Origin of the sequence: Rhizobium sp. BK289, assembly GCF_014193575.1 — a bacterium.
In the GTDB taxonomy this organism is placed as follows: domain Bacteria; phylum Pseudomonadota; class Alphaproteobacteria; order Rhizobiales; family Rhizobiaceae; genus Rhizobium; species Rhizobium tropici_C.
In genome coordinates this window covers 259,612-276,935 of record NZ_JACHZO010000008.1, presented here as the reverse complement: position 1 = coordinate 276,935, position 17,324 = coordinate 259,612, and the positions used below count along the sequence as shown (strand labels likewise).

Annotated in this window: 20 protein-coding genes; 11 read left to right on the top strand and 9 right to left on the bottom strand. The window is 60.6% G+C overall.

Annotated features, from left to right (window positions below; translation table 11 throughout):
• Nucleotides 1-64: 64 nt before the first annotated feature.
• Nucleotides 65-805 (top strand): helix-turn-helix transcriptional regulator, encoded by a 741-nt coding sequence (locus FHT84_RS17875; protein ID WP_112341222.1) that lies wholly within the window; start codon nt 65-67, stop codon nt 803-805.
• On the opposite strand, the gene FHT84_RS17870 is transcribed toward FHT84_RS17875, so the two are convergent.
• From FHT84_RS17870 to FHT84_RS17860, 3 genes are all read right to left on the bottom strand, one after another.
• Nucleotides 802-1,227, bottom strand: coding sequence for a DUF1284 domain-containing protein (locus FHT84_RS17870; protein ID WP_112341221.1), 426 nt, complete (start codon nt 1,225-1,227; stop codon nt 802-804). The two genes, FHT84_RS17875 and FHT84_RS17870, sit on opposite strands and share 4 nt — an antisense overlap.
• Nucleotides 1,224-1,814, bottom strand: a complete 591-nt coding sequence (locus FHT84_RS17865) for a biotin transporter BioY (RefSeq protein ID WP_113250066.1) — start codon at nt 1,812-1,814, stop codon at nt 1,224-1,226. The genes FHT84_RS17870 and FHT84_RS17865 overlap by 4 nt, the downstream gene beginning before the upstream one ends.
• Before the next feature lie 263 nt (nt 1,815-2,077).
• The gene (locus FHT84_RS17860) at nt 2,078-2,746 is read right to left on the bottom strand and encodes a GntR family transcriptional regulator (RefSeq protein WP_112341219.1); all 669 of its coding nucleotides are present in this window, start codon (nt 2,744-2,746) and stop codon (nt 2,078-2,080) included.
• A gap of 260 nt (nt 2,747-3,006) precedes the next feature.
• On the opposite strand from FHT84_RS17860, the gene FHT84_RS17855 reads away from it, so the two are divergent.
• A complete protein-coding gene (locus FHT84_RS17855) occupies nt 3,007-3,699 on the top strand; it encodes an HAD family hydrolase (protein ID WP_112341218.1) in 693 nt (230 codons plus the stop codon).
• 117 nt (nt 3,700-3,816) lie between these two features.
• Here FHT84_RS17855 and FHT84_RS17850 read toward each other — a convergent pair whose 3' ends face one another.
• Nucleotides 3,817-4,437 (bottom strand): hypothetical protein, encoded by a 621-nt coding sequence (locus tag FHT84_RS17850; RefSeq protein WP_112341217.1) that lies wholly within the window; start codon nt 4,435-4,437, stop codon nt 3,817-3,819.
• 314 nt (nt 4,438-4,751) lie between these two features.
• On the opposite strand from FHT84_RS17850, the gene thrC reads away from it, so the two are divergent.
• The 4 genes from thrC to FHT84_RS17830 are packed head-to-tail and all read left to right on the top strand — an operon-like array spanning nt 4,752 to nt 11,042.
• On the top strand, nt 4,752-6,149 hold the full coding sequence (thrC, locus tag FHT84_RS17845; protein ID WP_112341216.1) for a threonine synthase: 1,398 nt from the start codon (nt 4,752-4,754) through the stop codon (nt 6,147-6,149).
• 20 nt (nt 6,150-6,169) lie between these two features.
• On the top strand, nt 6,170-7,468 hold the full coding sequence (locus FHT84_RS17840; protein ID WP_112341215.1) for a pitrilysin family protein: 1,299 nt from the start codon (nt 6,170-6,172) through the stop codon (nt 7,466-7,468).
• A 50-nt stretch (nt 7,469-7,518) separates the two neighbouring features.
• Nucleotides 7,519-8,133, top strand: a complete 615-nt coding sequence (locus tag FHT84_RS17835; RefSeq protein ID WP_112341214.1) for a GNAT family protein — start codon at nt 7,519-7,521, stop codon at nt 8,131-8,133.
• A 26-nt stretch (nt 8,134-8,159) separates the two neighbouring features.
• Nucleotides 8,160-11,042, top strand: a complete 2,883-nt coding sequence (locus FHT84_RS17830) for an EAL domain-containing protein (protein WP_246698558.1) — start codon at nt 8,160-8,162, stop codon at nt 11,040-11,042.
• Between the two features lie 39 nt (nt 11,043-11,081).
• On the opposite strand, the gene FHT84_RS17825 is transcribed toward FHT84_RS17830, so the two are convergent.
• The 3 genes from FHT84_RS17825 to FHT84_RS17815 all read right to left on the bottom strand — a co-directional run bounded on the left by FHT84_RS17825 (nt 11,082) and on the right by FHT84_RS17815 (nt 13,167).
• Nucleotides 11,082-12,137, bottom strand: a complete 1,056-nt coding sequence (locus FHT84_RS17825; protein WP_112341212.1) for a putative zinc-binding metallopeptidase — start codon at nt 12,135-12,137, stop codon at nt 11,082-11,084.
• Between the two features lie 137 nt (nt 12,138-12,274).
• Nucleotides 12,275-12,466 (bottom strand): CsbD family protein, encoded by a 192-nt coding sequence (locus FHT84_RS17820; RefSeq protein WP_112341211.1) that lies wholly within the window; start codon nt 12,464-12,466, stop codon nt 12,275-12,277.
• Nucleotides 12,467-12,561: 95 nt separating this feature from the next.
• Nucleotides 12,562-13,167, bottom strand: a complete 606-nt coding sequence (locus FHT84_RS17815; RefSeq protein WP_112341210.1) for a YqgE/AlgH family protein — start codon at nt 13,165-13,167, stop codon at nt 12,562-12,564.
• A 233-nt stretch (nt 13,168-13,400) separates the two neighbouring features.
• On the opposite strand from FHT84_RS17815, the gene FHT84_RS17810 reads away from it, so the two are divergent.
• Nucleotides 13,401-14,135, top strand: a complete 735-nt coding sequence (locus FHT84_RS17810; RefSeq protein WP_245430285.1) for a protein-disulfide reductase DsbD domain-containing protein — start codon at nt 13,401-13,403, stop codon at nt 14,133-14,135.
• A gap of 144 nt (nt 14,136-14,279) precedes the next feature.
• Nucleotides 14,280-14,765, top strand: coding sequence for a peroxiredoxin (locus FHT84_RS17805; protein WP_112341209.1), 486 nt, complete (start codon nt 14,280-14,282; stop codon nt 14,763-14,765).
• A gap of 46 nt (nt 14,766-14,811) precedes the next feature.
• On the opposite strand, the gene FHT84_RS17800 is transcribed toward FHT84_RS17805, so the two are convergent.
• Both FHT84_RS17800 and FHT84_RS17795 read right to left on the bottom strand, forming a co-directional pair.
• Nucleotides 14,812-15,120 carry a type II toxin-antitoxin system RelE/ParE family toxin gene (locus tag FHT84_RS17800; RefSeq protein WP_112341208.1) on the bottom strand — a complete coding sequence of 103 codons (309 nt, stop codon included), beginning with the start codon at nt 15,118-15,120 and terminating at the stop codon, nt 14,812-14,814.
• Nucleotides 15,121-15,366, bottom strand: coding sequence for a type II toxin-antitoxin system ParD family antitoxin (locus FHT84_RS17795; protein ID WP_112341207.1), 246 nt, complete (start codon nt 15,364-15,366; stop codon nt 15,121-15,123).
• Nucleotides 15,367-15,544: 178 nt separating this feature from the next.
• On the opposite strand from FHT84_RS17795, the gene FHT84_RS31685 reads away from it, so the two are divergent.
• From FHT84_RS31685 to FHT84_RS17785, 3 genes are read left to right on the top strand one after another with little or no spacing between them, the layout of a single operon-like run.
• The gene (locus FHT84_RS31685; RefSeq protein WP_281023982.1) at nt 15,545-15,673 is read left to right on the top strand and encodes a hypothetical protein; all 129 of its coding nucleotides are present in this window, start codon (nt 15,545-15,547) and stop codon (nt 15,671-15,673) included.
• Nucleotides 15,670-16,452 (top strand): ABC transporter ATP-binding protein, encoded by a 783-nt coding sequence (locus FHT84_RS17790; protein WP_112341206.1) that lies wholly within the window; start codon nt 15,670-15,672, stop codon nt 16,450-16,452. Before FHT84_RS31685 ends, FHT84_RS17790 begins: the two co-directional genes overlap by 4 nt.
• Nucleotides 16,449-17,321 (top strand): metal ABC transporter permease, encoded by an 873-nt coding sequence (locus FHT84_RS17785; protein WP_112341205.1) that lies wholly within the window; start codon nt 16,449-16,451, stop codon nt 17,319-17,321. Before FHT84_RS17790 ends, FHT84_RS17785 begins: the two co-directional genes overlap by 4 nt.
• Nucleotides 17,322-17,324 lie beyond the last annotated feature (3 nt).

Sequence of the window (17,324 nt, the reverse complement as noted above, 5' to 3'; positions counted from 1 at the left end):
TCCTTTGCTGATGGCACTGTTCTCGCACATTGCAGGACGGAGATGGTTCGGTTACGATCGAAGTATGAAGGAAGGTCCAGACATAGCACAGATCGGCTCGCTGATCGGCGATCCCGCGCGAGCGAATATACTGACGGCGCTGATGGGCGGCCGGGCGTTGACGGCAACGGAACTGGCGGCGGCTGCCGGCGTGACGTTGCAGACCGCCAGCGCCCATCTTTCCAAGCTCGAAGCGGGCGGCCTGCTGGCACAGCGCAAGCAGGGCCGTCATCGCTATTTCACGCTAGCGGATGATCGGGTCGGCAAGCTGCTCGAGGGCATCATGGGTTTTGCAGCCAGCCGCGGCCATTTGCGCCATCGTCCCGGCCCGAAGGAGCCGGCGCTGCGCAAGGCGCGCATCTGCTACGACCATCTGGCCGGCGACTACGGCGTACGCATGCTCGACAGCCTGATCGAGGCAGGGTCGATCTTCGCCGTGGGCGAAGGTCTGAGCCTGACAGCCATCGGCGAGAAGCATTTGGGATCGATCGGCATCGACGTTTCCGGATTGCGCTCAAGCCGCCGCCCGCTTTGCCGATCCTGCCTGGACTGGAGCGAGCGGCGCGCGCATCTCGCCGGCAGCCTTGGGAAGGCGCTGCTTTCGAATTTCCTGGACAAGGGATGGGCGCGGCGCACCGAAAACAGCCGCTCGATCTTCTTCACGCCCGAGGGCGAGCGCCGCTTTCTGGCGCTCTTTCCACTTGAGTTGAGCGATGGCGCCCGGCAGCCAGAGGCCTCGCAGCCAGGGCTGACTAACACGCCTTAGGCTGCCTTGATCAGGACACCGCTGAAATTGCTTGCAGCAATGCGGCTGCAGAGCTCACCCCATTCACAGCCGATGCAGGCATGGCGGATTTCACCGCTGGCGAAATTGCGACGGAGCTTAGAAAGCAGGACGGCATCAGGCACCAGCACCGCGCCTATACCGATCTCTTCGCCTAACAAGGCCGCGACATCGGCAAGGGCAGCCGTATCCCGCTCGACGACGGAAGCCTTGAAGCAGTGCGGCTCCTCCCCGTTCAGGAGCGGAGCGCAGATGTCATCGGGGCCGGAGACGAGTTTGATCTCCTCCCCTTCCGACAGCCGCTCGGCGATGCGGCGATAATTGTCGGTGAAGGCCGAGGTATAGCCTTCACCGACGAAGGTCAGCATGCAGAGCAGATGGTGGGCGCGAAGCCTGACGGTCAATTCAGACGCGCCTTGCCGCTATAGACCTGGATGGTCTTCAGCACCGTCGCTGCAAGCGCGGACTTGAGAACGGCGCCGAGGACAAAGGGCGCGACGCCAAGCAGCCAGCCTTTTTCCGCACCGATCAGCGTTGCAAGCCATGCGCCGCCGATCGCGAGGCAGAGAATGTTGGCCGAGAGATGCGCAAGGAAGCTACGCACGACGCGATTGCCGCTCCAACCTCGCTCGGCAAGCCAGCCGACGAGGGCGGCAATGATCGGGAAGGATGCGAGATAACCCGCCGTCGGACCCATGAAGGACGCAATGCCGCCTGCCCCGCCGGCGAGCACCGGAAAGCCGATCGCAGCTTCGCCCAGCCACGCGAGAACGGTGACCGCACCAAGACGCCAGCCATAAAGCGCACCGATCATGGTAATCGCGAATGTCTGCATGGTGATCGGCACCGGCACCATCGGCACTGCGATTTGCGATGCCAAAGCCAGGATCAACGTTCCGGCGAGAACGAACACAGCCTTGGTAACAAGCGAACGCTGACCAAGGCGAAGCGGATCGAAAGCGACTTCATCTTGATGCTGCAACAGGGACATAGGCTCTCCTTTCAAAATTATAGATAATTTTTAGTCTCATCTATTTTATGAGAGAGATCGCGAAATCAGGCAAGTGGCAGCGACACCAAATTCCGGTAAAGCTCGGGAGTGCGTTGAAAAATAAGGCGAATAAAAATCAGAAAGCACAGGGGACCACAGCCGGGCGTCGAACGAAATGCAGCGATGCCAGGATGGCGGACATTCTCTGTGAGAGTCGTCGTCCAAGAAGCTTCGACCCTCCGCCTTAAAATTATCTATAATTTTCAGCCAACGATTGCGAAAGCTTCGCGCGTCGATCCGGAAGGCGTGCGGACCGGCGCGCGGCCGATCCACTGCACATGCTTCTGGAGGATTGCGGCAGCCTCGTCGGCCCGCCCCTGGCGAAGCACGGCTAGAATGGCGCGATGGTCGTGATCGGTGCGTTTTTCCCAGCCGGATTGCCAGGCTGAGAAGAGAAAGCGAGCGCTGGCGGCATGCAGGTCATCGATGGCAGCCAGCAGGCGCGCCATGCCGCAGGGTGCCAGGATCAGCCGGTGGAAGCGGCGATTGGCCTCCTCCCAGGCGTGGACATCGCCGGCGGCATCGCCGTCACGCGTCGCCTGCTCGGCCTCGTCCAAAATGGCAGGCGTCAGATGCGGGGCCGCATGCCTGAGTGCAAGGCCTTCAAGGGCCGCCCGCATCTCCGCGACCTCGCGGACTTCCTTGAGATCGAAGGAGGCGACGCGCACGCCGCGACGCGGAAGGCTGATCGCCAGTCCTTGCGCCTCGAGCCGCCGGAACGCTTCGCGCACGGGCACATGACTGGTGCCGAACTCCTCGGCGATGTGATCCTGCCGCAGGCGGGCATCGGGCGCGATCTCACCGCGGATGATGCGGTCGGCAAGCACCCGGCTGATGCGGCTGGCAATGGTGTCGTCGCGCTCCTTGGCCATGGCCGATCCTTAAAGGCGGGTCAATCCGATGTCGAGGGCCGATGTCGAGTGCCGATGTCGAGCGACAAGAAATCGTCATCACCTCTTTTGCGCATTTCGACCCTTTCGCTCACTGCAGCGCAGCCATGCCCGCCAATTGGTTGAGCTTTGCGGGCAGATCGTGTAAAGCCCGACCGTCATTTTCCAGAGCATGCTCCGAACCATCGACGGCCTTCCCTGAAGCATGCCGAATCCAGCCCATATCAAAGGCAGTACCTCTCATGAGCAACGGCTTCGACCTCATCATCTTCGACTGCGACGGCGTTCTGGTCGATTCGGAAATCATCGCGGCACAAGTCGAATCCAAACTGCTGACCGATGCGGGCTATCCGATCAGCACCGAGGAAATGGGCGAGCGCTTCGCCGGCATGACCTGGCGCAACATCCTGTTCGAAGTCGAGCGCGAGGCCAGCATCCCCCTCTCCGCTTCGCTGCTCGACAAATCGGAAAAGCTGCTCGACCTGGCGCTTGCCAGCGACGTTCAGCCTATCCCTGGCGTTCCGCTGGCGCTGTCGCGCCTGCCGATGCCGCGCTGCATCTGCTCGAATTCCAGCTCCGAACGGCTTGAGATGATGCTGACGAAGGTCGGCTACTTCAAGCTGTTTGCTCCTAATATCTTTTCCGCCAAGGATCTCGGCGCCGACCGCGTCAAGCCCAAGCCGGACATCTTCCTGCATGGCGCCAAGCAGATGAATGTCAGCCCGGCCAATACGATCGTCGTCGAGGATTCGGTTCACGGCGTTCAGGCGGCGCGTGCCGCCGGCATGCGCGTCATCGGCTTCACCGGCGCATCGCACACCTATCCGTCTCACGCCGATCGGCTGACCGACGCCGGCGCCGAAACCGTCGTCAGCCGCATGGCCGACTTGCCGGGCGTCGTCATGGCGCTCGCCGAATGGGACGGCGTGCTCTGAGGCAATAGGCAATAAATGTTGCGGCTATAGTGCCGGCGGCAGCAAGGACAAGGTGATCTTTTCCTACTGCCTACTGCCTACTGCCTACTGCCTACTGCCTACCGCTTGACTCCAACCTTAGTGACGCTTCTTGCGCGCTGGCTTCTCGCCCTTTGCCGGCTTCTGCGGGCCTTGATCGAAACCGATCTGGACGATGGTGAAGCCGCCGGAACCGCCGGCAACCTGGATATCGTCGTCGGTGAAGAGGAACTGCGCCGTGGTTTCGCCCGGCGGAATCTCCGCAGTATACATGATGGTCTTGCTATAGAGCGCATTGTCATTGTCCATGACGGCGACATGGATCGGCAAGGTGACCTTGCCGGAGCTGCCCATCGGCCCGGCAACCAGGCGCCCTTGCGCGACGACATGAATGCCGAGGCTGGCGCCGTCGCTGGTGCACTGGCGGGTCGCCTGCGCCAGCGAAGCCTGATAGACTAGCTGGTTCGGATCGTCCTTGGCGCCCTTGGCGTAGGTGCGATAGACCGAATCCTCGTCGCGGATGACGGCCTGCGGGCATTTGCCGGCAACATAGGTCTGACCACCGGTCGGAGCCGCCGTCGCGGCACTCGCTTGCGGTGCCACCGTGACGTCCGTTGCCGGCTGTTTTTCACTATTGCCGCCAATACCGAGAGTGCTGCAACCCGTCAGCAATGTCAGAAGCGAAGCGGAGAAAAGACGACGCGAAACCTTGCCAAACACTATTATTCCACCCTCTCCATATATTTCACATTATCGGCCTGCAGCCTGTCAAACGGGCCTTTTATGACACTTGGCGATGGTCTATACCAGCGACGCAGCGAAAAATCGATTGGGTAGACACCGTTTTGGCTCACTTTTCGAGATCGACACATTGCCATAGACAGCCGCCGCATGGCGCCGTTCTCACGCGCCTTGCGCAAACGCGAAAACCACGCGGCTGATCCGACGCAAAAAGACAGGCCGCCGTCGCTTCGTTCCATTACCCTCTCAATCGATCACTCAGGCAATTTTGCGACCAAAGGAATTCTAAGACCGTGGATTACATCTCAACGCGGGGAGAAGCCCCTGCCCTTGGCTTCTGTGACGCTCTTCTGGCCGGCCTTGCCCGTGACGGCGGGCTTTACGTTCCCCGTGAGTGGCCTGTCCTGACGAAGAAGGAAATCCGCGCCTTTCGCGGCAAGAGCTATCAGGAGGTCGCTTTCGCGGTCCTCTCGCCCTTCACCAACGGCGAGATCCCCGCCGACGTCTTTCGCGGCATGATCGACGATGCCTACGCCACTTTCCGGCATCCCGCGGTGGCGCCGCTCGTCCAGACCGGGCCAAACAGCTTCGTCATGGAACTCTTCCACGGCACCACACTCGCCTTCAAGGATGTCGCCATGCAGCTGCTGGCGCGGCTGATGGATTACGCGCTGGAGAAGCGGGGCCAGCGGGCGACCATCGTCGGCGCCACCTCGGGCGATACCGGTGGTGCGGCGATCGACGCCTTTGCCGGGCGCGAGCGTACCGACATCTTCATCCTCTTTCCGCATGGGAAGGTCTCGCCGGTGCAGCAGCGGCAGATGACCACCTCGACGGCGGCGAATGTGCATGCATTGGCGATCAAGGGCAATTTCGACGATTGCCAGAACCTCGTCAAAGCCATGTTCAACGACGCCGCCTTCCGCGACAAGGTCAAGCTTTCCGGCGTCAATTCCATCAACTGGGCGCGAATCATGGCGCAGGTGGTCTATTATTTCACCACCGCGGTCGCTCTTGGCGGCCCGGACAGGAAGATTTCCTTCACCGTGCCGACAGGCAATTTCGGCGATATTTTCGCCGGCTATGTCGCTAAGCGCATGGGCCTTCCAATCGAGCGCCTGGTCATCGCCACCAACGAGAACGATATCCTGGCACGCACGCTGAAGACAGGCCGCTACGAGATGCGTTCCGTCAAGGCAACCACCTCTCCGTCGATGGATATCCAGATTTCCTCCAACTTCGAACGGCTGCTGTTCGAAGCCAACGGCCGCGATGCATCCAAGGTGCGCGCCGCCATGGAGAGCCTGAAGCAGTCGAACGGCTTTTCGATCAGCGAAGAGGTCCTGAAGTTCATCAAGAAGGACTTCCGCGCCGGTCGCGCCAGCGAGAAGCAGGTGGCCGAAACGATCCGCAAAACCCTTGCCGACACGGGCTATCTGCTCGATCCGCATACGGCGATCGGAGCCTTCGTCGCCGCGAAGAACGAGCGTCCCAGCAGCCCGATGGTAACGCTCGCCACCGCGCATCCTGCAAAATTCCCCGCCGCAGTAAAATCCGCATCCGGTATTGACCCGGCGCTTCCGACGTGGCTTGCTGGTCTGATGACCAGGGAGGAGCGTTTCGACATTCTCGATCCGGAACTTAAAGCCGTTGAAGGCTTTATCGGCAAGCACGCCCGGGCCGGGGAGTAACAGACGCGGAAAGACAAGCGATGACAGTGGAGTGCACCCGGCTTGCGTCCGGGCTGACAGTAGCAACCCAATCGATGCCACACCTTGAAAGCGTGGCACTCGGCGTTTGGATCAAATCGGGCTCGCGTAACGAGACGGAAGCAGAACACGGTATCGCGCATCTGCTCGAGCACATGGCGTTCAAGGGCACGGGACGGCGCTCCGCCCGGCAGATCGCCGAGGAAATCGAGAATGTCGGTGGCGAAGTCAACGCTGCCACTTCGACCGAAACCACATCCTATTATGCCCGCGTTTTAAAGGATCACGTGCCGCTGGCCGTCGATATCCTTGCCGATATCCTGACGGAGTCCGCCTTCGACGAGGAAGAGCTGGCGCGCGAAAAGCAAGTCATCCTGCAGGAAATCAATGCGGCGAACGACACGCCCGACGATGTCGTCTTCGACAAGTTTTCCGAAGTCGCCTATCGCGGCCAGACACTCGGGCGCGCCATTCTCGGCACGCCGGAGACGGTCGTCTCCTTCTCGCCGGAACAGATCCGCCATTACCTCGGCCGCAACTATACGACCGATCGCATGTTCGTCGTGGCGGCCGGCGCTGTGGATCATGAAAGCTTCGTACGTCAGGTCGAGGAACGCTTCTCCAGCCTGCCGACGAAACCGTCCGCTCCGCCCGTTATCGAGCCTGCCCGCTATATCGGCGGCAATATCCGGGAAACGCGTGACCTGATGGATGCGCAGATCCTGCTCGGCTTCGAGGGACGCGCCTATCACACCCGCGATTTCTATTGTTCGCAAATCCTCGCCAACATCCTCGGCGGCGGCATGTCCTCGCGCCTGTTCCAGGAAGTGCGCGAATTCCGCGGCCTCTGTTATTCGGTCTATGCCTTTCATTGGGGCTTCTCCGACACGGGCATCTTCGGCATCCATGCCGCGACCGGCGGCGAGAACCTGCCGGAACTGCTGCCCGTCATCATCGACGAGCTGCACAAGTCGTCTCATGATATCCAGCAGCAGGAAATCGAGCGCGCCCGCGCCCAGATCCGGGCTCAGCTGCTGATGGGCCAGGAAAGCCCGGCCGCCCGCGCCGGTCAGGTCGCCCGGCAGATGATGCTTTACGGCCGCCCCATCCCGAACCAGGAGATGCTGGAACGCCTGGAAGGCATCACCATCGATCGTTTGACGGATCTTGCCGGCCGTCTGTTCTTCGATACAGTACCGACGCTTTCGGCGATCGGGCCGCTGGAGCAGCTCGCGCCGATGGAAGACATCGTCACGTCACTGTCGTCACCGGCCCCTGCTTCCAAAAGCGCAAGCGGCTAAGGGCATGCCGCGAGCCTATGGGTTCAATTCTCGGGGGAGTGCTTGGCGGCATGCAAAAATCTGTCTTTCGGTTTCTCTCACGTCATTCGGACGCGGTTGAACTCGAAAACGATACATATTTGCTGCGCCTGCCGCGCTACTCCGATTTCAACCAATGGCATAGGCTCCGGGCGGAGAGCCGCCGCTTCCTGGAACCCTGGGAGCCGACCTGGCGGCATGACGAGCTGACGGAGGGCGCCTATCGGGCCCGCATCATCCGCGGCAAGCAGGAATATAGTTCCGGCCAGGCGATACCGCTGTTCATCTTCCTGCGGGAAAACATGACCCTGGTTGGCGGGATTACGATCGGCTATATTCGCCGCGGTGCCGCGCAGAGCTGCATGATCGGATATTGGATGGGCGAGCGTTATTCCGGTCAGGGCCATATGTTCGCCGCACTTCAATTGGTTATACCCTATATCTTTTCCGGACTTGAGTTGCACCGAATTGAAGCAGCCTGTATTCCGGACAATGAGCGTAGCATGCGGCTTTTGCAAAAAGCCGGTTTCCAGCGGGAAGGTCATTTGCGCGGTTATCTTAAAATCAACGGTCAGTGGCGCGACCATGTGATGTTTTCAAGGTTGGCATCCGACGCCAACCCGAACCGAAACCTCGACAAGCGATGATCGCCGGATTCACGCAGACGGGAACGATGGCCCGGCGGCTATGTGCTGTTATCGCGACGCTTGCGGCCACCGTGATGCTGTTGATCGCCGGAATGGCGCATGCGGCAGAGCCCGTAAAAATTTCGCGCGACGATACCGCTCTCGATCTGACGGCGACGACGGAGATCTACAGAAATCAAGGTGAAGCCTTCCAGGTTTCGACGGCGGCCGGCGCCGATGGCATCCGGCGCCGCATCGAGGTCCGCTCCTCCTCGCCGAACCACCAGGGCGACTGGGCGGTCTTCGCGCTCGCCAATGTCTCCGAAGAGCAGTTGGAGCGCGTCATCGTTGCTCCGCATTTCCGCCTGGTGAATTCGAAGGTCTTCTGGCCCGATCTCGGCTCGCAGCGCATCGTCGCGATCACGCCGAGCGAAGGTTTCGCGCTCGACCGACAGCCGAGCGACGAGGCCGATGTCTTCCGCATCACGCTGAACCCTGGTGCCGTCGTCACCTTCGTTGCCGAGCTTTCGTCGCCGAACCTGCCGCAGCTCTATCTCTGGGAACCGAACGCCTACAAGGATACAGTCAACGCCTTCACGCTCTATCGCGGCATCGTGCTCGGCATTGCCGGCCTGCTGGCGGTGTTCCTGACCATCCTTTTCGTGGTCAAGGGCACGTCGATGCTGCCGGCGACGGCGGCTCTCGCCTGGGCCGTGCTCGGCTATATCTGCGTGGATTTCGGCTTCCTCGGCAAGCTCATCACCATAACCTCCGGCGACCAGCGAATATGGCGCGCCTGTGCGGAGGTGGCGCTTGCATCGAGCCTGGTGATCTTCCTGTTCACCTATCTCAATCTCAATCGCTGGCATGCCCATCTCGGCTACGTGACGCTCGCCTGGGTTCTCGGCCTCGCCCTGCTCTTCGGCGTGGCGATCTACGATCCATCGATCGCGGCCGGCATTGCACGGCTGTCGCTGGCGCTGACCGCAACGGCGGGTCTGCTGCTCATCATCTATCTCGGCTTCAGCCGCTATGATCGTGCCATCCTGCTCGTGCCCGCCTGGGCGCTGATCCTCGTCTGGCTGTTCGGAGCCTGGATGACGGTCATGGGCAAGCTCGACAACGACATCATCCAGCCTGCGCTCGGCGGCGGCCTCGTCCTCATCGTTCTGCTGATCGGCTTCACAGTCATGCAGCACGCCTTTGCCGGCGGCGCCTTCCAGCAGGGCCTGTTCTCGGATCTGGAACGGCAATCCCTGGCGCTGACGGGCTCCGGCGATACAGTATGGGACTGGGACGTCGCCCGTGACCGCGTCGTGACGACGCCCGATATCTCGATGAAGCTCGGCCTTTCGCCCGGCACCATGCATGGCGCGGCGCGCAACTGGCTGCCGCGGCTGCATCCCGACGATCGCGATCGGTTCCGCGCCACACTCGACGTGCTTCTGGAACATCGGCGCGGCCGGCTGAACCATGAATTCCGAATTCGTGCCGAAGACGGGCATTTCCACTGGCTGTCAATCCGCGCCCGGCCTGTGCTGGGGTCGAACGGCGAGATCATCCGCTGCGTCGGCACGATCGTCGACATTACCGAACAGAAGAATTCAGTCGAACGGCTGCTGCACGATGCCGTCCACGATAATCTCACCGGATTGCCGAACCGCCAGATCTTTCTCGACCGCCTGCAGGCCGTTCTGACGCTGGCTTCCGATGGAAATCAATTGCGGCCGACGGTCATGGTCATCGACATCGATCGCTACAAGCTCGTCAACGATACGCTGGGCTTTGCCGCAGGCGACAATATCCTGATCGCGCTGACCCGTCGCCTTCGCCGCCTGATGAAGCCGCAGGATACGCTGGCGCGTCTTTCCGGTGACCAGTTCGGCCTCATCCTCGTTTCCGAACGCGATCCAGCCAAGGTCGCCGACTTTGCCGACGCGATCAGCAAGGCGATCATGGTGCCGATCAATTTCGCCAATCGTGAAATCATCCTGACGGCATCGGTCGGGCTGACGTCGTGGGTCGACCAGCAGGAAAATGCGGCCGGCATGCTGAGCGATGCGGAACTCGCCATGTATCGCGCCAAGCGCGCCGGCGGCAATCGCGTCGAGCCTTTCCAGCCGGCTTTCCGCAGCTTCGGCACCGACCGGCTGCAGCTCGAAACCGATCTGCGCCGCGCCGTCGAGCGCAAGGAACTTTCGCTGGTCTATCAGCCGATCGTCCGCCTGGAAGATGCCGAGGTCGCAGGCTTCGAGGCGCTGATGCGCTGGGAGCATCCCAAGCGCGGCAATATTCCGCCAACGGAATTCATTCCGATCGCGGAGGCTTCCGACATCATCGGCCCGCTCGGCATGTTCGCGCTCGAACAGGCGACCAACGACCTGAAGGCATGGCAGCGACAGACCGGCGACCTGCCGCTGTTCGTCTCCATCAACCTTTCCAGCGTGCAGCTGCTCAACAACGAGCTTTACGACGATATCCGTGCCCTGCTTGCCAAAACCCATTGCGACCCAAACCGTATCAAGCTGGAGCTGACGGAATCGCAGGTGATGGAGAATCCGGAACAGGCGCGGCTCGTGCTCGACAAGCTGCGCGACGCAGGCATCGGTCTGGCGCTCGACGATTTCGGCACGGGCTATTCGTCGCTCGCCTATCTCACCCGCTTCCCCTTCGACACGATCAAGCTCGACAAGGCGATGGTCCGCGACGACAGCGACAAGAAGGCTGTTCTTCTGCGTTCGGTTATTTCCATGGCGCGCGAACTCAACATGCGCGTGGTCGCCGAAGGCATCGAATCCGAAGAGGATGCGCTGGAACTGGCCAAGATCGGCTGCACCTACGGCCAGAGCTTCATCTTCGGCCCGCCGATGGGATCGGATTCGGTGCTCCGTCTGTTGAAGGAACGGTTTCCGCTGACGAAACGCGCCTAGTCCCTCCCCCTACTCGGCGCCGATGGATCGCAGCGCCGCTCAGGCACTGGCGATCAGTTCCCTTACATAGTCGAGCTTCGCAACCACCGGCGGCGAGAGGATGAAGGGATAGGAATCCGGCTGTCCCATGCTGCGCTGGATGGAATTGATCGCCACGCTCAACGGGATCCAGGCATTGACGAGCTGTTCGGCGCTTTCAGCCTCATAGGGATTGAAATCCACCTCCGCGGCCATGTCGTGATAGCGATAGGGGTCGATCGCCAGTCCGAAGGAACGCGCCGTTTCCAGCGTATCGACGATATGCAGATAATGGGCGAAGCACTCGGCAAAATCCTCCCACGGATGCGCACTAGCATAGGCGCTGATGAAACTCTCCTGCCAGTTCGCGGGAGGGCCATTGTCGTAATGGGCCTGAAGCGCCGCACCATAATCGGCGCGCTCATCGCCGAAGACAGCGCGGAAGCCGTCGAACCGTCCGCGGTCGCGAACAAGCTTGTTCCAGATGAAATGACCCGTCTCGTGGCGGAAGTGACCGAGCAAGGTGCGATAGGGCTCGTTCATGGAGGCGCGCGTCTGCTCTCGCGTGACATCATCCGCCTCGGCGGCGCGAATGGCGATCAACCCTTCCTCGTGGCCAGTCATGGCCGGGACGACGGTACCGCCCTGCACTTCATCCTCGAGGAAATCGAAAACCAGGCCACCATCCGGATCCTGCTGCCGATCGGGATGCGGCAAATTCCAGCGGAGCAAGGAATAGAACAGATGCCTCTGCGCCTGACCGATACGCCGCCAGCGATCTATACCCTGCTGCGTATCGGTATTCGGTACCAGCCGATTATGACGGCAAGCGACGCAAAAGGGCTGCGGATCGCCAGTATCGACGAGCCAGTTGCAGATGTCGAGCTCGGCATTGGCGCAGAAGCGCACAGGCCTCTCAGGCTCGGAAACAGGATGCCATGTCACATCGTCGACGGCGTCGAGTGCATAGATCGCCAGGCGATCGGGAACGAAGCCGAGCTGATGGCCGCAGCGGACGCACTGCCTATTGTCGAAATGGACGGGCTGGCCGCAATGGTCGCAGGTGAAAAGCCGCATGCTCCCCTCGGAAATGCAAGATTGGCGAGAACAAAGAGCCTGCCACGTTTCCGTAACAGGCTCTTCCTCCCAACATCGCTGCTACGACGTCAATTCAGACGGAACAGCGAGCACGGATTGGAATATACAACAGCCGGTCACATCCGGTCGACCGCGCCTTTGACCTTGTCCTTGGCCTTGCCAACGGCGGTCTGCATCTTGCCCTTGGCTTCCTGCGTAGCGCCCTTGGCGCGCATGTCCTTGTTGTTGGTCGCCTTGCCGGTCATCTGCTTGGCCTTGCCGGCGATTTCGTTCACCTTACCGGATACCTTGTCGGTCGTGCTGCTCATGTCTGACGCCTCCCTGGCTGGCACGGCGGAATTGCCGTTGCGCTGCCGGGGAAACGTCACATCGGCTATTTCGTTCCGAAACAACGCAAATCAGCTCAACTGTGGCCAGCGTGCGGCGACAGCATTGCGGCGTTGATGCCCATGAGGGCCAAGGCCCGATCATATTTGTTATCGAGGCTGCGGTCGAAGATCAGTTCTTCGTTCGCCGGGCAGTTCAGCCAGCCATTATTGCCGATCTCCGCCTCGAGCTGACCGGCACCCCAGCCGGCATAACCGAGCAGCATCGTCGCACGTTTCGGACCGCTTCCCTTGGAAATAGCCCGGACGATATCGAGCGTCGCCGTCAGGCTTATATCGTCACTGACCGGAATGCTGCTGTCGCTGATGTAATCGTCGGAATGCAAGACGAAGCCGCGCCCGCTTTCAACCGGACCGCCGGTCTGGATGGGAAAATCCCGTGCGCCTTGCGGAAGCACGATGGCATCGTCGTCCTTGATCATTTCGAGATGCAAGAGGACATCGGTGAATGTCAGCTTCTGGGCCCGATTGATGACGAAACCCATGGCACCTGCGTCGGAATGGGCACAGATATAAACCACCGTCCGGTGAAAGTTCCGATCCTCCATGCCCGGCATGGCGATCAGGAACTGACCGTCGAGAAAACCTCTTTCGCGTCTATTCTTCAGCGTCGATAGGGACATCGTGCCTCCTGACCGCAGTCTCCAACTGCACCGCCTTTAATCAAGATGGGGCAATGTCATAAATCAATCAACTGAAAATGATCATTTCCCTCTTCCGTCATGCTGGCCCCCGGCAATTCGATCCGTTAAATCCTTGTTTCATGATTGGAATAAGCACTCCGATACGCCTCTCGGCATTGTTCGCCGCCTCTCTATTCACCGCCGCAACGGCCCATGCCGCCATGAGCGAATGGATGGACAATCAAGGTGGACGCATGCGCCTGATAGCGCTTGCGCCTGGCGCGGAAGGACATATCCGCGCCGCCCTGCAGATCGAACCGGCGCCCGGCTGGATCACCTATTGGCGCGAACCGGGCCAGGGCGGAATTCCGCCTCAGGTGACGCCGGCACCCGATAGCGGCGTGACGCTGGAAAAGGCCGGCTATCCTGTGCCGAAGCAGATCACGGTCGGCAATATCAAGGAGATCGGCTATGATGCGCCGGTGATCTTGCCGCTCGATTTTCGCGTGACCGGCAAGACGCCGGCGGAACTCAAGCTGACCGCTTTCGTAGGCCTGTGCAAGGAGATCTGCATCCCCTTCCAAGCTGATTATTCGTTGCCGCTGCCGGCCGGCGAGCAGCCGACGACACATGAACTCGCCCTGCTGGATGCTGCCAGAGCACTGCTGCCGGAAGCCCCTTCATCCCATTTCGCTGTTCAGAGCCACAAAATCTCCGCCGATGCCAAGACGCTTTCGCTGCAGCTGGCATTGCCGGAGGCAACCGGCGATGCGCCAACGATCTATGTGACGGGACCATCGGGCTATGTGTTCTTCCAGCAAATGAACGCAAAACGGGATGGGAGCACCTTCTCGACCGATATTGAGATCGGCAAGCTGCCGAAGAATTATGATCCGAAAGGCAAGAGCTGGGGCATTCTGATCGTCGACGGCGATCGGGCGATGGAAACCAGCCTTGTGCTTGAATAGGCCGGACCTGGAGTATTTGTATCTATGCATCCGGGCGGAAAACCGCTGCGCACTTTTCCTGGAATTGCTCTATAGTTTCCTGCACCCGCTTCAAACCATCGGCGGCGCAGCAGCGCCCCGAATTCACGACCCGAGGAGAGAACCATGTCTATCGCCATCGGCGACACGCTGCCTGCCGCCACCTTCAAGGAAAAGACCGCCGACGGCCCGGTCGAGATCACCACCGAGCAGCTGTTTGCCGGCAAGCGCGTCGTGCTCTTTGCCGTTCCCGGCGCGTTTACGCCCACCTGCTCGCTCAATCATCTGCCGGGCTTTCTCGAGAACCGCGACGCGATTCTCGCCAAGGGCGTCGATGACATCGCCGTGGTCGCCATCAATGACTGGCATGTCATGGGCGCCTGGGCACAATCATCGGGCGGCCTGGGCAAGATTCATTTCCTTGCCGATTGGGACGGTTCCTTCACCAAGGCGCTCGGCCTCGATGTCGACCTCTCCGCCGGCGGCCTCGGCATCCGCTCGAAGCGTTATTCCATGCTGGTGGAAGACGGCGTAGTGAAGACACTGAACATCGAGGAAAGTCCCGGCCAGGCAACGGTTTCGGGTGCGGCTGCGATGATCGAGCAGCTTTAAGATCATTCAGATGGAAAATGCAGAGCGCCTCAGAGGCGCTCTTTCTTTATTTGTCCTCGTGGAAATGGGCATCGAAATCGCGATGTCCTTCGAGCACATTCACAACCTCGAAAACATCATCGATATAGCGGAAGAAGATCACATATCCGCGAAATGCAAAGCTACGCATGTCGTTTCTCAACTCCGGCCGCAGGCGGCCCATGTGACCTGGCAAAGCGGCGAGATTTGCGCACTTGCGGCGTAATTGCCCAGTAAATTCCAAAGCGACTTTTGGGCTGCCGCTTTGACGCGTTATAAATACAAGAATATCCAGGATGTTATCCTGGGCTGTGGCTGTATAACGAAGCCGAGGCACTCAACGGCTTTCTTTTGGCAGTTCGGCCGCCTTGGCTTCCAAAGCGGCGCCAAGCTCCTCGTCAGATACATCGCCTCCGCGATCGATCGATGCCTCCAGAGTACGCCGTAGCGCTGCTATTTTCGCCTCCCGCTCCTCTACGAGCCGGAGACCTTCGCGCACAACTTCACTGGCGGAGCTGTAACGCCCCTCTTCCACTGTTTTCTCAACGAATTTTTCCCAGCGTTCACCGATAGAAACATTCATAAGCATCTCTCCCGTAACGTCAGGCCAGTGAATGACAGATAATGCTCTATCTATAGCATTATTGACGCAGGCCGCCAATTACCGGTGCTCGGCCACTGCCAATCTACTCTCCGCCTCTTTTTCGCCGTATTTCATCGGCTACAACATGTAATGTTATTACATAATTGAAAGCGCCGGAATGCCTTTTGACCGTGATCCTTTCGCAGCGTCCCTCATGGGGCGCTCGGCCTTGATGCGCCTTGCCTATGTGGCGATCGGCATTGCGGTGCTCTGGGCCGCCATCGGTTGGGCGGTGGCGCTGGCATGAACGATCTGATCCGCCTCAGCAATCTCACCGTCACCTATGAGCGCCATCCGGCCGTCCACCACATCTCGGGCGGCTTTGCCGCCGGCAGCCTGACGGCGATTGCCGGGCCGAACGGGGCCGGCAAGTCGACGCTGCTGAAAGCGATCGTCGGCGAATTGCGGCCGGCGGAAGGCTCGGTCGATCGCGGCCCGCTGACGCGCAACGACTTCGGCTATCTGCCGCAAGCGGCCGATATGAACCGCCTCTTCCCGATCTCGGTCGCCGATACTGTCATGCTCGGCGCCTGGAAGAATGCCGGTGCTTTCGGCCGATTTTCACGCAAAGATGCCGAACGGGCGCGCGATGCGCTCGGCATCGTCGGTCTGTCAGGCTTCGAAAGCCGACATATCGGCTCGCTTTCAGCCGGGCAGTTCCAGCGGGTACTGTTTGCGCGGCTGCTGCTGCAGGATGCCCGTGTCATTCTCCTGGATGAACCTTTCACCGCGATCGACCAGCGCACGACACGCGATCTTCTCGACCTCGTGCTGAGATGGAACCGGGAGGGACGCACGGTCATCGCTGTGCTGCACGATTTCGAGCAGGTGCAAAGCTATTTCCCCGAAACGCTGCTGATCGCCCGCGAACTCGTAGGATGGGGCAGGACGGAAGATGTCATGAGCCCAACGAACCTCATCAAGGCGCGCGCCATGGCCGAAAGCTGGGACGAGGAGGCCGAAGCATGCCTGCCGGAAGAGGAGCATGACAGTGGCGAACTCGCGAAGCGGGAGCCGGCCGAATGACCGTCTACGACATCTTCCTCGCGCCCTTCGCGGATTACGGCTTCATGCGGCGCGCGCTGATTGCCTGCGTCTGCCTCGGCCTCGGCTCCGGGCCTATCGGCGTTTTCCTGATGCTCAGGCGCATGAGCCTGATGGGCGATGCGATGAGCCACGCCGTCCTGCCTGGTGCTGCTATCGGCTATCTCATTGCCGGCTCGCTGTCGCTGACGGCCATGGGGCTTGGCGGGCTCGTGGCCGGCCTTTCGGTGGCGCTGCTCTCCGGCCTCGTCAGCCGCACGACCGTGCTGCAGGAGGATGCGAGTTTTGCCAGCTTCTATCTGACCTCGCTGGCGCTGGGCGTTCTCATCGTATCGCTGCGCGGCTCCAATATCGATCTTCTGCATGTGCTCTTCGGCACCATTCTTGCAATCGATGCGCCTGCCCTCTACCAGATCGGCGCGATCACCACAGTGACGCTGTTGGCGCTCGCCGTCATCTACCGGCCGCTTGTGATGGAATGCTTCGATCCCGGTTTCCTGCGTGCGGTCGGCGGACGCGGACCGCTCTATCACTTCCTGTTCCTGCTGTTGGTCGTGCTTAATCTCGTGGCAAGCTTCCAGGCGCTCGGCACGCTGATGGCCGTCGGGCTGATGATGCTGCCGGCCGCCGTGGCGCAGCTCTGGTCGCGCAGCCTGCCTGCCATGATGGCGATCGCAACGGGCACGGCGATGGCTTCAGGCTATCTCGGCCTTATTGCCTCCTACCATCTCGAATTTGCTTCAGGCCCCACGATCATCATCACCGCCAGCCTGATCTACGGCTTCTCCATTCTCTTCGCACCCTCGGGCCTTGCCCGGCGGTTCTTCCCCCGTCCCCATCTCCGGGGCTAATCC

Coding starts and splice junctions, on each gene's coding strand:
- FHT84_RS17875 (WP_112341222.1), top strand. CDS start 65: ATGAAGGAAGGTCCAGACATAGCACAGATCGGCTCGCTGATCGGCGAT.
- FHT84_RS17865 (WP_113250066.1), bottom strand. CDS start 1,814: ATGTCCCTGTTGCAGCATCAAGATGAAGTCGCTTTCGATCCGCTTCGC.
- FHT84_RS17860 (WP_112341219.1), bottom strand. CDS start 2,746: ATGGCCAAGGAGCGCGACGACACCATTGCCAGCCGCATCAGCCGGGTG.
- FHT84_RS17855 (WP_112341218.1), top strand. CDS start 3,007: ATGAGCAACGGCTTCGACCTCATCATCTTCGACTGCGACGGCGTTCTG.
- FHT84_RS17840 (WP_112341215.1), top strand. CDS start 6,170: ATGACAGTGGAGTGCACCCGGCTTGCGTCCGGGCTGACAGTAGCAACC.
- FHT84_RS17835 (WP_112341214.1), top strand. CDS start 7,519: ATGCAAAAATCTGTCTTTCGGTTTCTCTCACGTCATTCGGACGCGGTT.
- FHT84_RS17830 (WP_246698558.1), top strand. CDS start 8,160: ATGGCCCGGCGGCTATGTGCTGTTATCGCGACGCTTGCGGCCACCGTG.
- FHT84_RS17825 (WP_112341212.1), bottom strand. CDS start 12,137: ATGCGGCTTTTCACCTGCGACCATTGCGGCCAGCCCGTCCATTTCGAC.
- FHT84_RS17820 (WP_112341211.1), bottom strand. CDS start 12,466: ATGAGCAGCACGACCGACAAGGTATCCGGTAAGGTGAACGAAATCGCC.
- FHT84_RS17815 (WP_112341210.1), bottom strand. CDS start 13,167: ATGTCCCTATCGACGCTGAAGAATAGACGCGAAAGAGGTTTTCTCGAC.
- FHT84_RS17810 (WP_245430285.1), top strand. CDS start 13,401: ATGGACAATCAAGGTGGACGCATGCGCCTGATAGCGCTTGCGCCTGGC.
- FHT84_RS17805 (WP_112341209.1), top strand. CDS start 14,280: ATGTCTATCGCCATCGGCGACACGCTGCCTGCCGCCACCTTCAAGGAA.
- FHT84_RS17795 (WP_112341207.1), bottom strand. CDS start 15,366: ATGAATGTTTCTATCGGTGAACGCTGGGAAAAATTCGTTGAGAAAACA.
- FHT84_RS31685 (WP_281023982.1), top strand. CDS start 15,545: ATGCCTTTTGACCGTGATCCTTTCGCAGCGTCCCTCATGGGGCGCTCG.
- FHT84_RS17790 (WP_112341206.1), top strand. CDS start 15,670: ATGAACGATCTGATCCGCCTCAGCAATCTCACCGTCACCTATGAGCGC.
- FHT84_RS17785 (WP_112341205.1), top strand. CDS start 16,449: ATGACCGTCTACGACATCTTCCTCGCGCCCTTCGCGGATTACGGCTTC.